The 13,799-nt window shown below is 52.1% G+C and carries 12 protein-coding genes and 1 tRNA gene; 11 read left to right on the forward strand and 2 right to left on the reverse strand.

Annotation, left to right across the window (positions count from 1 at the left end; genetic code table 11):
- The first annotated feature begins 3 nt into the window (after nt 1-3).
- The 9 genes from PXY01_RS10580 (at nt 4) to PXY01_RS10620 (ending at nt 9,639) form a co-directional block, all read left to right on the forward strand.
- A complete protein-coding gene (locus PXY01_RS10580; RefSeq protein WP_127569827.1) occupies nt 4-996 on the forward strand; it encodes an XdhC family protein in 993 nt (330 codons plus the stop codon).
- A gap of 34 nt (nt 997-1,030) precedes the next feature.
- Complete coding sequence (locus PXY01_RS10585) at nt 1,031-1,960, forward strand: FAD binding domain-containing protein (protein ID WP_127569828.1); 930 nt, start codon at nt 1,031-1,033, stop codon at nt 1,958-1,960.
- Nucleotides 1,941-4,346 carry a xanthine dehydrogenase subunit D gene (gene pucD / locus PXY01_RS10590; protein WP_127569829.1) on the forward strand — a complete coding sequence of 802 codons (2,406 nt, stop codon included), beginning with the start codon at nt 1,941-1,943 and terminating at the stop codon, nt 4,344-4,346. The genes PXY01_RS10585 and pucD overlap by 20 nt, the downstream gene beginning before the upstream one ends.
- Nucleotides 4,339-4,839, forward strand: a complete 501-nt coding sequence (locus PXY01_RS10595; RefSeq protein WP_127569830.1) for a (2Fe-2S)-binding protein — start codon at nt 4,339-4,341, stop codon at nt 4,837-4,839. Before pucD ends, PXY01_RS10595 begins: the two co-directional genes overlap by 8 nt.
- Nucleotides 4,840-4,915: 76 nt before the next feature.
- Complete coding sequence (locus PXY01_RS10600) at nt 4,916-6,058, forward strand: BMP family ABC transporter substrate-binding protein (RefSeq protein WP_127569831.1); 1,143 nt, start codon at nt 4,916-4,918, stop codon at nt 6,056-6,058.
- 14 nt (nt 6,059-6,072) lie between these two features.
- On the forward strand, nt 6,073-7,050 hold the full coding sequence (locus PXY01_RS10605) for an aromatic ring-hydroxylating dioxygenase subunit alpha (protein ID WP_127569832.1): 978 nt from the start codon (nt 6,073-6,075) through the stop codon (nt 7,048-7,050).
- A 41-nt stretch (nt 7,051-7,091) separates the two neighbouring features.
- The gene (gene pucL, locus PXY01_RS10610; protein ID WP_127569833.1) at nt 7,092-8,072 is read left to right on the forward strand and encodes a factor-independent urate hydroxylase; all 981 of its coding nucleotides are present in this window, start codon (nt 7,092-7,094) and stop codon (nt 8,070-8,072) included.
- Nucleotides 8,023-8,382 carry a hydroxyisourate hydrolase gene (gene uraH / locus PXY01_RS10615; RefSeq protein ID WP_127569834.1) on the forward strand — a complete coding sequence of 120 codons (360 nt, stop codon included), beginning with the start codon at nt 8,023-8,025 and terminating at the stop codon, nt 8,380-8,382. Before pucL ends, uraH begins: the two co-directional genes overlap by 50 nt.
- Nucleotides 8,383-8,397: 15 nt before the next feature.
- On the forward strand, nt 8,398-9,639 hold the full coding sequence (locus PXY01_RS10620) for a Zn-dependent hydrolase (protein WP_127569835.1): 1,242 nt from the start codon (nt 8,398-8,400) through the stop codon (nt 9,637-9,639).
- A 65-nt stretch (nt 9,640-9,704) separates the two neighbouring features.
- On the opposite strand, the gene PXY01_RS10625 is transcribed toward PXY01_RS10620, so the two are convergent.
- Nucleotides 9,705-10,397 (reverse strand): class I SAM-dependent methyltransferase, encoded by a 693-nt coding sequence (locus tag PXY01_RS10625; protein ID WP_127569836.1) that lies wholly within the window; start codon nt 10,395-10,397, stop codon nt 9,705-9,707.
- A gap of 202 nt (nt 10,398-10,599) precedes the next feature.
- Here PXY01_RS10625 and PXY01_RS10630 point away from each other — a divergent pair, with 202 nt between their 5' ends.
- Nucleotides 10,600-12,369, forward strand: coding sequence for an acyltransferase family protein (locus tag PXY01_RS10630; protein WP_127569837.1), 1,770 nt, complete (start codon nt 10,600-10,602; stop codon nt 12,367-12,369).
- Nucleotides 12,370-12,514: 145 nt separating this feature from the next.
- On the opposite strand, the gene PXY01_RS10635 is transcribed toward PXY01_RS10630, so the two are convergent.
- A tRNA-Arg gene (locus PXY01_RS10635) sits at nt 12,515-12,591 on the reverse strand.
- Between the two features lie 223 nt (nt 12,592-12,814).
- Here PXY01_RS10635 and PXY01_RS10640 point away from each other — a divergent pair.
- A complete protein-coding gene (locus PXY01_RS10640) occupies nt 12,815-13,774 on the forward strand; it encodes a hypothetical protein (RefSeq protein ID WP_246027868.1) in 960 nt (319 codons plus the stop codon).
- The last annotated feature ends 25 nt before the right edge of the window (nt 13,775-13,799 follow it).

Consider the following 13,799-nt stretch of genomic DNA (forward strand, 5'->3'; position numbering starts at 1 on the left):
CCGATGGACAGCTTTCATTCGCTGTTAAGACGGAGATGGCCGGCGGGAAAGGGGAGCGTGCTGGCGACGCTAGTTGCTGCTGAGGGTCATGCATACCGCAAGCCTGGTGCAGTCATGCTGATCGATCAGGACGGCACGGCGGTCGGCCATTTGAGTCCGGGCTGCGTTGAGATGGACTTAATGGAGCGGGCAAAGCAGGTGATAGTATCCGGCTGCACGGACATTGCCGTATATGATGTTCGCGAACCGGATGATCTGTCATTCGGCGAAGCGGTCGGCTGCGGAGGGTTGCTCCGGATACTGCTAGAGCCGGTCGATTCGGCGCTCGAGCAGGCGCTTGGCGCCATGCATCGTTTGTTAAATGAAGGGTTTCCGGTGAAGCTGGTGCGCATTCTGTCGGCAAACGAAGTGATAACAGAATACCGGATTCGGGGCGGTGACAGGTGGCATGAGCGGTTCGTCCGATTCTCGGAGAATCGAAGCGGCATGAAGTCGACGATTACGTTCGTTTATGAGCCGAATCCGAGACTGCTGCTGTTCGGTGCGGGAGACGACGCGGTACCAGTCGCGGAGCTGGCGGCGCGGATTGGATTTAGCGTCATTGTTGCGGACCGAAGAGAAGCATTGTGCACGGCGCAGCGGTTTCCAGAGGCGGCAGCAACGATTACAGGCGGCGTAGATGATATGTTGGCCGCAATTGCGATTCGGCATGATGACAGAGCTGTCGTTATGACGCACCAAATGGAACAGGATCGGTCGATATTGGAGCGATTGGTTCATTCTCCTCTTCGCTATATCGGAATATTAGGCTCGGCTAGGCGGCGGGCAGCATTGATTGAAGGGTTGTTCAAATCCGGTGATTCAAGGCTTCGCTCGCCTGTAGGTATCGTAGCCGGGACGGATGGTGCTGAACGAATCGCGCTTAGCATCGCCGCGGAGCTGCTGGAGGATGTGAGCCGGGTTAAGGTGATGGCTGCGGCCGCTTCAGGTCTATAGCTTCGCCAAGGATGGGGAAGGAGGAGGGGATAAGATGGAGAGTCCCGGTCATTCTGAGCCTCTTAGGGATGCTATCGGTATGGTTCAAGTATGGAGACCGGATTCGCCAGAGGAAGCGTGGCGGCTGAAACGGCAATACGGCAAGCATGCCAGCTATGCGGCAGGTGGCACATGGCTGCGAACAAGCTGGGAATCAGGGAGCTCCTTCCCTCCGCTTCATTTAATCAGCCTGGATAAAATCGCTGCGCTTCGCACGATTCAAATTCGGCAGCCGATGACGGATGCTGCGCCGAGGGTGCTGCGTATTGGCGCAGCGGCACCGTTATCTGTCATCGAACATCATACCGATATTCAGAGCCAGGCTCCGCTGCTTGCTATGGCTGCGAATAGCGTGGCGGCGCCGTCGGTACGCCGACAGGCAACGATCGGCGGCAATGTCATGACTCGCAGCGGTGATCTTATTCCGGCCCTGCTAGCTCTAGATGCCGTAATCATTCTGTACAGCAATGGTCGTTATGAGCGGCGCCCTCTTGCACAATGGCTTACTACGGACGGCGGCGACCGGGATCGGCTAACGATCAGCTTCGAAATCGGACTATTGAAAGGTCGAGACTGCTGGTACCGCAAGCTTGGCCGTCGAGAGGCGTTCACGCCATCCGTTCTGACGATTGCTTGTGCTTATAGAGTGGATGCAAGCTCCGGGGTGTTGTCGGATGTAAGATTGGCTGTTGGCGGCGCGGGTATGGTACCGGTTCGGCTGTATGATGCGGAAACGGCGGCTGAAAGCGGCACTTCCGTCTCTTGTGTCTATACAGCCGTTCGGAGGGGAATTCCGTCCGTAGCTGATGATTATGCAGGCGCAGCCTATAGAAGAATGGCTGCAGCTAACGTCATTGCGGCCGAGCTCGATCGTGTGTACGGCCGCCGAAGGGGGGAGCGGGCGAATGGAGGAGTCAAGCACTAATCCCCTCGGCATAAGAGCTATTCCGCCTGACCGAATCACCAAGCGGCGGGGTGAAGGTCAATGGATGGAGCGTCCGGATGGAGCGGCCAAGGCGTCGGGTAAGCTTGTATATTTGACCGACATGAAGAGGGAAGGAATGCTGTACGGAAAAGTGCTGCGCAGCTGCTACCCGCATGCGAGACTTCTGCATGTGGATGTATCGGCTGCGGCAGCAATGCCCGGAGTGCATGCTGTATTGACAGCAGATGACGTGCCGGGGCTGAACGGTTACGGCATCGTAACACAGGACATACCAGTATTTTGCACCGACCGGGTCCGGCATATAGGCGATGTCATTGCTGCTGTAGCGGCAGATACACCGGAGCTGGCGGCTGCAGCATTGTCAGCGATACGGGTGCAGTATGACCCGCTTCCCGTAATCGATAACCCGGATCGCGCGCTGCAGCCAGATGCGCCGCTGCTGCATGAAGGAGGCAATGTGCTAGCCCGAACCTGCTATGTATCCGGCGATGCCGAGGCGGCATTCGAGCGATGCGAGGTGATCGTAGAAGAAGAGTATGTAACCCCAAGGCAGCTGCATCTTTACATGGAGACGGAAGGCGGATTGTTCGTGCCCGAGGAGGACGGCCGGCTTACGGTCTATTCGCCCACGCAGCATGGCTATAAGGATCGGCTGCAATTATCGCGGATATTGGCGGTGCCGCAGGAATCGATTCGGGTCGTCTCTAGCCCAATCGGCGGCTCGTTCGGCGGCAAGGATGAGCTGAATGTACAGCCTTACGGCGCTTTGCTGGCGATGCGTACGGGCAAGCCAGTGAAGATGCACAACAGCCGCCGCGAATCGATCCGCTCCAGCATTAAGCGGCATCCGATGCGAATTCGGATGAAGACGGGAGCGGATAAGGATGGACGTATTATTGCTCATCGTGCCGACATCGTCGCGGATACCGGAGCATACGTAACGTTGGGGCGGGAAGTGCTGCAGTTTGCGACGGAGCATGCGACGGGCCCCTATCGAATTCCGAATGTTCGAATTGAAGGACTAAGCGTATTTACGAACAATGGCGTGGCGGGAGAATTCCGCGGATTTGGCGGCAATCAGGTTATATTCGCGGTAGAAGGTCAGATTGACCGACTCGCAGATCGTCTCGGACTCGATGCGTGGGAGCTGAGGCGGCGTAATTTGCGGGAGCAAGACGATCCAGGGCCGCTTGGGCAGACGATTGCACCGACCGACGGAGCCCGCCAAGTATGGGAGGCAGCGCTTCGCTCTCCTCTTATGGCGAAGCGAGGCGGCTCTACTCAAGGAGCGGAGTCCTGGCAGCTTCGCGGCGTCGGTGCAGCGCTCGTCATGCATGGAGGGGGGCTTGGCTACGGGATTCCTGATCCAGCGGGCGGACGGCTTCGCTTGGCGGCCGATGGTAAACTGGAGGCTCAATTCGGGTTTGAGGAATTCGGTCAAGGCATAATTTCCGTGCTGACGCTGCTGGTACAGGAGCATTTCGGCTGTGCGGAAGACGATATCCGTATCGTGATTGGCGATACTGACGCTGTTCCACATACGGGCTCTGCCACAGCATCGAGAGCGACGGCGATGGCGTGGCAGGCGATGCGGCACCTAGCGCCTCCGTTCATTGAATCCATGCTCCGCAAAGCAGCACAATTGCTCGGCTGCAGCTGCAATGAATTAGAGACAGGCCAAGGCGGGATATGGCGGACGGATGCCTCTCATCCATTGTGGGACTGCCAATCGGAACGGATGTCACAGCCGTCAAATTCGCTTAGCTGCAAGAAACTAGCGTTAACGTACGGTCAGCTGGCGGAGGCGCTGACGGAGCCGCTTATTCAAGAGACGGCATTTGATTTCCCGATCACGCCTACGGAATCGGCAGCAGTCGGTGCTCATTTTCTGTACAGCTATGCTTCGGTCGTTGCGGAGGTTGAGGTTGACCTGTTGACCGGCAAAGTACGTGTGCTTCGGACCGATCACGCAGTAGCTGCAGGTCCGGTCGTGAATCCGATGGGCTTCCTCGGTCAGATTGAAGGTGGAAGCGTAATGGCGCTAGGGTTTACGTTGACCGAAGAGGTCGTGATGGATGAAGGCTGTTACGTCCGGGGGCAGCTCGACAGCTATATGATCCCGACCATCCGTGACATTCCTCGGCAGGTCTCTGTAGAGGCAATAGAGGAGCTGCCGGAGGGGGATTCGTTCGGTCCACGCGGTGTCGGCGAGATCGGCACGGTTGGCTTGGCTCCAGCTATCGCAGCAGCGGTGAGAAGCGCCTGCGGCAGTTGGATCAACAAGCTGCCCATTCGTCCTGAACAGCTCATTCGGCCCTATCATACAGCGAGGCAGCATAGGGAGGGAGGAGATTGGAATGATTGAAACGAGCTTCCGGCTGTCCTGTACGATTAACGGTGAACCGATTGAGCGGCGTGTGCCGCCGACCCGCCGACTGCTCGATTTTATCCGGGAAGATATTGGGCTAACAGGCGTCAAGCCGGGGTGTGAGGTCGGGCGGTGCGGGGCTTGTATGGTTCTTGTCGATGGCGAGCCGATGAATGCTTGTCTGCTCATGGCTTACCAGTGTGAAGGACGCTCCATCGTTACGATTGAAGGGGTGTCTGGCAGCGGTGATAACGAAGCTGCTAAGCCTCATCCTATTCAGCGGGCGATTGTAGCGGAAGGGGGATTACAGTGCGGTTATTGTACGCCGGGCATCGTCATCAGCTTGGCTGGTCTGCTTGAACAAACCGTTTCTCCATCAAGGGAGCAGATTGAAGAAGCGCTTAGCGGCAACCTGTGCCGTTGTACCGGCTATGAAGGAATTATTAGAGCGGTGATGCGAGTTTCATCCCATCTAGATCCGACATCATGAACGCGTTTTGACCGATGCTGCGGCCAGCCTATACAGACAGCGGTAATCGGCTCTAACACGGGAGGGGAGAGCGGATATGAAGAAATGGATGCTGTTACTCATCATGGTTATACTCGCATTCACTGCAGCGTGTTCCAAGGAGTCTTCGAAGAAGGAGACGCCATCGGATGCGAGCGGAACGACGGCGGAGGAGCCGGCGCAGACGAGTACGGAAGCGGTTGGCAAGAAGCCGCGTGTTGCGTTCGTCTATATCGGCGTACCGGGCGACGGTGGTTGGACGTATCAGCATGATCTCGGCCGGCAGGCTGTTGATGAGAAGTTCGGCATCAAGTCGACGACCGTCGAGAATGTGCCGGAGGGACCGGATGCGCAGCGCATATTCGAGGAGCTGGCGCAGAAGAACGACATTGTCTTCGGAACAAGCTTCGGGTATATGGATGCGATGGTTAATGCGGCAGCGAAATATCCGAATGTGAAGTTCGCTCATGCAACGGGGTATAAGACGGCGGATAATTTATCCACTTATGCGGGACGCGGATATCAGACCGGCTTTCTCTCCGGCATGGCTGCTGGAAAAATAACCAAAAACAATAAAATCGGCTACGCGGCAGCATTCCCGATACCGGAAGTCATCTATACCATCAATGCATTCACGCTTGGTGCGCAGAGCGTTAATCCGGATGCGACCGTACAGGTCGTATGGACGAATACGTGGTTCGATCCGGCAGTCGAGCGGCAGGCCGCTATCAGCTTGCTTGATCAGGGAGTAGATGTATTGGCGAACTATCAAGATTCGCCGGCGGGCATTCAAGCGGCTGCGGAACGGAACGTCTATGGTCTGGGCAACGATTCGGATATGAACAAATATGCGCCGGATTATTATTTGACCAATCCGACTTGGAATTGGGCGCCTTATTATATCGATCAAGTGCAGCAGGTCGTTGACGGGACGTGGCAATCGTCCAGCTATTGGGGCTCGATTGCCGATGGCGTTGCAGACATCGCGCCATTCGGTATCAGCGTTCCACAAGATGTCCGTGACTTGATCGAGGCGAAGAAGAAAGAAATTATTGACGGCACATATCAAGTGTTCTCCGGACCGATTATCGACCAGGATGGCAATGAGAAAGCAGCGGCTGGCACCGTGCTGACCGACGAGGATATTCATAATATGATGTGGTTCGTTCAAGGAGTAAGCGGTACGATTCCTAAATCTTAAGAGGGTGAAAGGCTATGCTCCGATACGATTCTGCGCTGCACGATCAGTGGCATCCTGCTGCCTTGTCCGAGCATGTCGCCAAGAAGCCTGTTCCTGTTACGGTGCTTGGCGAAGCTGTCGTCTTGTTCCGCTCAGAGGCTGGAGTCCGAGCGCTGCGCGATCTATGCGTTCACCGCGGAGTGCCGCTGTCGCTCGGTATGGTCAATCAGGGAGAGCTGGTGTGCGCTTATCATGGCTGGCGGTATGATAGCGAGGGTCGCTGCGTCTGCATTCCATCGCTGTCGGCAGGACAGACGATCCCGCCCAAGGCGAGAACCCAATCGTACGCCTGTATGGAGCTGTATGGGGTGATCTGGATCTGTCTGTCTGAGCCCCGGACGCCTATGCCTCCGATTTACGGACGAATCGATGACAAATTGCTAGCGATTCGAATGGGACCTTATCCGGTAAAAGCTACTGCCCCGCGTGTAATCGAGAATTTTCTTGACGTCTCGCATCTGATGTTCGTCCATGAAGGGCTGCTCGGCGATCCGGAGCACGCCGAAATTAACGATTACTCCGTGCATGCAGCCGGAGAGGGGCTGAGAACAGATGAAATTGTTGTGTATCAGCCCGACCCGGACGGGCGGGGCCTCGGCGTATATAACCGGTACATCTATGAAATATTCAGTCCGTTATGCGTGAAGCTGTTCAAGCAGCCAACCGACAAGGATGAGCAGTTCCATTTGTTTCTCGTCGTTCTGCCGGAGACCGAGACGACTTGCACAGCCTTCATGCTGCAGTATCGCAATTATGCGGCAGACGTTCCGGATCGTGTTTTCGTCGACTTTCAAAATCGGCTGCTTGAGCAGGATCGGATTATTGTAGAAGCGCAGCAGCCGGAGCTGCTGCCGCTCGACCTTCAGGCGGAGCTGCATCTAAGATGCGATCGACTAAGCATTGCTTACCGTCGGATGCTGAAGGAGCTCGGCGTGACGATCGGCACCGCATAGGTGGCCGCTTAATCGCTATTACGAATAGGGAGTGATGCCGCATGTTCATGGACCGTGGATTGATGTATGGCAAGGGCGATGTATTCGTCTACCGAACCTATGCGACGCCGCTGCAGGGAGTGACACCGATTCCGGAGTCAGCTTACGTGGGGGATGATAATGTTATCTTCGCCTGGAATGTGAACGTAGCGCTCGGAGGTGAAGCTTTCCGCTCTTCTTTCGTAGATGGGGATAATGCGTTGGTTGTGGCTACCGATTCTATGAAAAATTTTATACTGCGCCATGCCGCCAATTTCGAAGGAAGTACAATTGAATCGTTCCTGTATGTGATGGCGGCAAGGTTCATGAACCGGTACAGCCATGTCGACGAGGTAGAGCTCAGCGCTGAACGGCTGCCATTCGATCCTGTGGCAATAGGGACAGGCAGCAGCGTTACGGCAAGTCCGCTCGTATTCCGCCGGTCCCGCAATGAGCGGACAACAGCAGCAATCCGGATGAAGCGAACGCCGTCCGGACCGCTCATTACAGCGCTTCAAGGCGGGCTTGTCGGCGTTCAGCTCATTAAAGTGAAGGGAAGCTCGTTCGCAGGCTTTATACGCGATGAATATACGACGCTGCCGGAGACGAGCGACCGTCCGCTATTCATCTATTTGAATCTCACTTGGACCTATGACGACTTTGACGATGCTATTGGAGGAGATATGTCCCGCTATGTGCCGGCAGAGCAGATTGGAGACATCGTGCAGACTGTATTCCACGAGGTGGTTTCTCCTTCGATTCAGCACTTGCTTCATCTAATCGGACTACGAATATTAGAACGATTCCCGCAGCTAGCTGCCATTTCATTCGAGTCGAATAACCGGACTTGGGAGACGGTCGTCGAGCAGGCTGTAACGGGTGAGGGAGCTGTCTATACAGAGCCACGTCCGCCGTACGGTTTCCAGCGTTATTCGATGACAAGGAGCGAAGCGGATGAATACAGGCAAAATTACGACACACGCATTAGATCTTCGGCTCGCTAAGCCGGCTGAAGGGCTGCAGGTCGAGCTATGGCGGGTGGAAGACGAATCGAGACGGCGGCTATCAACAGCCATATTGAATGCGGACGGCCGAGCCGATGAACCGCTTCTTGCCGGCGGTGTGATGCTGCAGGGAAACTACGAGCTGCAATTCCAGATTGGTTCATATTACATGGATAAAGCCGACGAGGCAGTAGATATGACGCCGTTTCAGACGGTTGTCATCCGGTTTCGTGTATTGGATGAAAGTCAGCACTATCACATCCCGTTATTGATAGCGCCTGGAGGTTACAGTACTTATCGCGGCAGCTGACGGGAGGGGGATCGGATGAATCCGCAGTTGAGCCTAGAGCAGCAGCTTCACAATCTACTGGAGTGGCTCGCTCATCACGGCGCCGATAGAGAAGGCGGCGTTACCCGCTTGCTATATTCTCCAGCATGGCAGAAAGCGCAGCGTGCGTTATTCGAACGGATGAAGGATGCTGGGCTTGCCCCTTACTTTGATGACGCAGGCAATCTGTTTGGGCGATTGGAGGGCACGGAACGTCCGGATGAGGTCGTGCTCACCGGATCTCACATTGATACCGTCCGCACCGGAGGATTATATGATGGGGCGCTTGGAGTTGCCGCAGGATTAAAGGCACTTCAGCGGCTGAAGGAGCGGTTCGGCAAGCCAAAGCGCACGCTGGAGGTCGTGTCTCTGTGCGAAGAGGAGGGGAGCCGATTTCCGGTCACGTTCTGGGGCTCGGGCAATATGACGGGGCGTTGGAATATGAGCCGCATTCCTGATGTAACCGATGATGAAGGAGTCAGCCTGTCGGCGGCAATGGAGGCTGCCGGCTTCGGTCCTGGCACTTACCGATCCTGCAGGCGCACCGATCTATACGCTTATATCGAGCTTCATATTGAGCAGGGTATGGTGCTGGAACGGCTCGGCCTGCCTGTCGGCATCGTACAAGGCATTGTCGGGCAAGTCCGATTAACGTTCGAGGTGTGCGGCGAGACGAATCATGCGGGAACGACAAGGATGGGCTGGCGTAAGGATGCGCTTGCTGGTACAGCGGAGATGACGCTGGCGTTAGAACGGGAAGCGTTAGCTGCAGGCGATCCATTCGTGGCAACGGTTGGGAAGCTGGAAGTGGCTCCGAACGTTTCCAATGTTATTGCTGGAAGTGTCTTATTCACTGTAGATCTTCGTCATCCGGATGCCGATGCGCTGGAGTTGATGTCCCGTCGCATAGTGGAGATATTTTACGGCATTGCTGCTGCTAGATCGTTGAAGCTTTCGCATCGTCAATGGATGCATGCTGATCCGGTGCCGATGGACCCACGGCTGCAGTCGGAGCTGGAGTCGATCTGTCGACGCAAGCAGATTGGCTGCCACAGACTGTACAGCGGAGCGGGGCACGACGCTCAAATTTTGAGTTCCATATGCCCGGCAGCGATGCTGTTCGTGCCAAGCCGATCTGGCATCAGTCACTCGCCGATGGAATACACCGATACATCTGACATCGCAGCTGGCACGGAGGTGCTCATGGAACTGTTGTACAGATTGGCGTATGCAGATTAATAGAAGAAGCTTCCGGATTGTCTGAAGCCAGATGTCCAGGAAGCTTTTTTTTACAACAACTTTTATTATCCCTGCACGTGCAACCACCAAATTCCTGCGCATTCCGGCAGACGGACCCAATTGTTACGCTCAATACGGTCTACTAGCTCTTCGGAGAAGAAGAAGCGCGCTGCCTCCTTTGCTTCTGTCAGGCTGTTGAATTGATAGTCCGTCCGAATCCAGCGATGAGAGAAGCTATACTTCTCGACAAGTGACTTATAATAGTCCGTTAGGTAGTGCGGAGGCTCTGGCGTCTCATTCCCCGTTCCCATCGTTTCGAAAATGATGATCGTCCCGCCTGGGCGTAGAACACGTTTCATCTCCGCGAAGATAACAGATAAGTCATGCTCCCATTCGGGGTTGGAGCTGTTGACGGTGTAGCAGATGGTCCAGCCGGCGATGATAAGGTCGGCGCTGTTGTCCTCAAGAAGAAGCTGGCGGTGGTCGGCTGTCTTCGTAGTCCAATTCGTCAATCCGGCCTCTGTCAGCCGCCTCGCTGTAACGTTAAGCATTGACTTAGAAACGTCCAGCGCCGTTATGTGTTTTGCCCGCTGTGCTAGCTGAACGGTGAATCTGCCCGTTCCGGCGCCGACATCGACGATGTCTAATCCGTCGAATGGACGTATTTCCTCGATATACGCCTCTAATGAACCTTGACGCGAGATCATCCCGTGATACGTTTCGGCTTCGCTGCTGTAGATTTGATCATGATTAGGCATTGAAATCCCCTCTTTGATTGGATTCACGTTTGTAGTAGCTGCATCCTGAGCATAAAACTTGACGTAACGAGAAGGTCAACATGTAATTAATAAATTACTTGAATGACATGAATATTTATCGAAAGAGGAGGTTTCATATTGATTTATTTATTTAAACGAACTATATTTTATAAGGCAAATCAGAACAATACGGGGGAACATAATGAAAGTAAAATTTCTGGAGGGGTTAAGGGGTTTTGCTGCATTTATCGTTGTAATATACCATTTTCTAGGTACTTTTTATCCTGCGTCGATTTATGGTACATTCGGGAACGAGCACGCAAATGGCGGTATAGAGCGTATGTTTGCCACGACACCGCTCAATGTATTATACAGCGGTAATTTTGCGGTGTGTATCTTTTTTGTTTTGAGCGGCTTCGTATTGAGTATTAAGTTTTTCCAGACGAAGAACATACAGGTTTTACGTGAAAGAGCAATTAAACGATACTTTAGATTAGTGCTGCCGGTGTTCACCTCTGTGGTTTTGTTTTTTATCGCTTTTTATATTTTTGAGGAGAACGCTCCAATTCTTCACCAAGCTTTATATGAGGGACTCATTGGAAGCTTTATTAGTCATCAGGCCCATTATAACGTTGTACTTTGGACGATGACCTTCGAATTTCTTGGTTCAATGCTCGTTTTTCTATTCTGCGCACTCTTTGGGACAATTAAAAACCGATTTGTATTCTATGCTGTCTTCATTTACTGGACATGGGACACTTATTATTTAGGCTTCATGCTCGGTGTCCTTTTATGTGATCTTTACTATAATAAATTGTTTAGGGCGGATCAAATCCGCAGCAGACTCGTGAAACTATGTTTACTCGCTATAGCAGGTTTTATCGGATCGTATCCAAATCAATTGGGTAAGATGGGGAATTCTGTTCCGATAGATGATACGGTTTACTCCTTTTTTGCGAAGCTGTCGGGAGCCGACTCATTTTATCACTCGATTGCTGCGTTTCTAGTTTTGCTTGTGTTATTGAATTCCAATACGCTTAAAGCTTTATTTTCCAGTAAGTTAATGATCTTTTTAGGATATGTCTCGTTTTCGATGTATTTGACTCATAATCTGGTTGTGTTCTATTTTTCGAAAAACATTTTCTATAATCTCGTTGACCAGCATTCGGTGCCATACGCCGTCAGCTTCTTGATTACATTCTTCATTTCGCTTCTGTTCATATTAGGACTTGCTTATTTGTTTGCTAAATATGTAGACCAAGGCAGTGTTAAATTTTCGGATTATGTCTATAAGAAGCTCTTTTATTCAGATGAACACTCAAGATTTTTGCAAATTTCAGACGTGCTCGGTCAATTTAAGAGGTATTGTATTTTGATGGTTAAGAGGCCTAAGTCGTTGATAATAAGCATTTGTGCAGCTGTTGCACTATTGTTCTTGTTGTACTCCATTTCACCGAAACTGATTCTAGATAAGGACGTGGAGATCGAGTTTACGATTCAGAACGATCATGATATGAATTTGCAAGTTTATTACTCGACGAACGATGCTGGGTTTGCAGAGAATAATTCAAGGATCGTTGCGGTGGCAGGAAGCCAAAATTTCCATAAGGTGGTCGTTAAGCTGCCTGTGTCTAATGTTACTCAGCTTAGGTTTGATTTTGGTATCAATCCGGGGGCAGTCACAATAGCTGAAGTTAAGGCAAGCAAGAATGGCTCTTTCATAGATATTGATTTGCGTTCACAAGATCAGCTTATGCTTAACCAGATTCAATCCTTCGAGGTTAAGGGTCAGGAAGTAGTTATTTATTCAGAGTTATCAGATCCTTATATCGTACCTTCTATAGGTGAAGGTTTTGGACAAGAAGTTGCAAGTCATATTAGCTATACAAGAATGATTGGGATATTTATCGTTCTTCTCTTCGTAACTTTGGTGCCGCAAATTTTTGTAATGCGCAAAAAGCAGCTAGCTTAAGTATAAGTAAAAAATTATGGCATTCATTCAGGTGAGATATGCTTGAATGGATGCCTATATTTATATAGGAAGGGTAAAATAAAAAGAACTCCTGCGTATATAATCACAAGAGTTCTTATAACAAGTTATATAATTTAATAGGGAATGGCGTCCCGGAAGGGATTCGAACCCCCGACCGACGGCTTAGAAGGCCGTTGCTCTATCCAGCTGAGCTACCGGGACATGAGGATTTTATAATAACATATGATTGGTGATCGTGCAATAATAAAATTGAGATTTTGCAAAATAAAATTATATGCTCTATTCGTTTAAAATAGACGGAAATCGGACAAAACTGCAATAGTACGAACAGACCGGTGCATCGGACGAACAGCTTTCGTGTATTTCATCGCTTGGCATGGTATAATGAACCAAAGTTTGGCGGAGCGTATGTTCGATTCTGCCAATGCAAGGCGGTGCTACCATTACGAATACGAATGAGCCACGGGAAGGCGGTCGGGATAATCTATACTTGTTTCCGAATATGCTGGACCATTATCAAATTCAGTTGACGCGAATGCTTGAGGCTGAGCAGTTCAGTGAAGCAAAGGATTTAATCCGTTTCCTGCTTCAGTGCAGGGGCGAGGATGAACGCCATTATGAGGAATGGAGCAGCTTGCTCGCATGGTTGGAGATGGCGTTTCCCGAAGACGCATGGGATGCGGAGCCTCCGCATGATACTGCCAATGACGAAGAGGACGAAGAAGCTTTCCGCCGGATGGCACTGCAGCCGAGCGTACAGGATGAAGCGTATGTGAAGCAGGTACTCTATATTATTGAACATCATCCGATGGCTGATCAGCAGATGCTGGCGCTGGAGCGGGCTGTTCATTTGAACGATCCGTCGGTTGATAAAGTCATTGTGAGCTGGCTTGAGAGGGGGCCGCTCCATCCGGCTGTTCAATTCAAAGCGCTGCAATGCTTGCGGAGGCGGGGTGCGAGCGGAACGGTGACGATGGTGAAGATGGATGAGACCGTTACGCTTGATATTGAGATGACGCCGTTGTCATGGGATGATTTTCCTGAATCAGCGCTCCAGGCGCTGGAACGAGTAGTCTCGGTTGTAGATTCTGTGGACCCTACGCTGCCTCATTTTGCCCGGGAGCTATGGAGAGATTTACTTCAATATCTATATGGTACAACGGCGTTCGATTGGCTGCAGGAAGGCAGCGAGCACAATATCGACTGTTGGGCTGGCGCGCTTCATGTCATTCTGATGCTGACTGTATATGGTACTGCTGACGATGATGCAGTTCGTGATACATATGGCATTTCGGAACCACTTCGATTTCGATATGAGCAGGCATGCAGGTCACTGCGGCAAGCCGCAGCCTATGGACAGCCTGGCAGAAGTCCCGAGTCTTGATAAATAGCGGGATGTTGTTTATAAT

This window comes from Paenibacillus xylaniclasticus (assembly GCF_004001065.1).
GTDB classification, from domain to species: Bacteria; Bacillota; Bacilli; order Paenibacillales; family Paenibacillaceae; genus Paenibacillus_T; species Paenibacillus_T xylaniclasticus.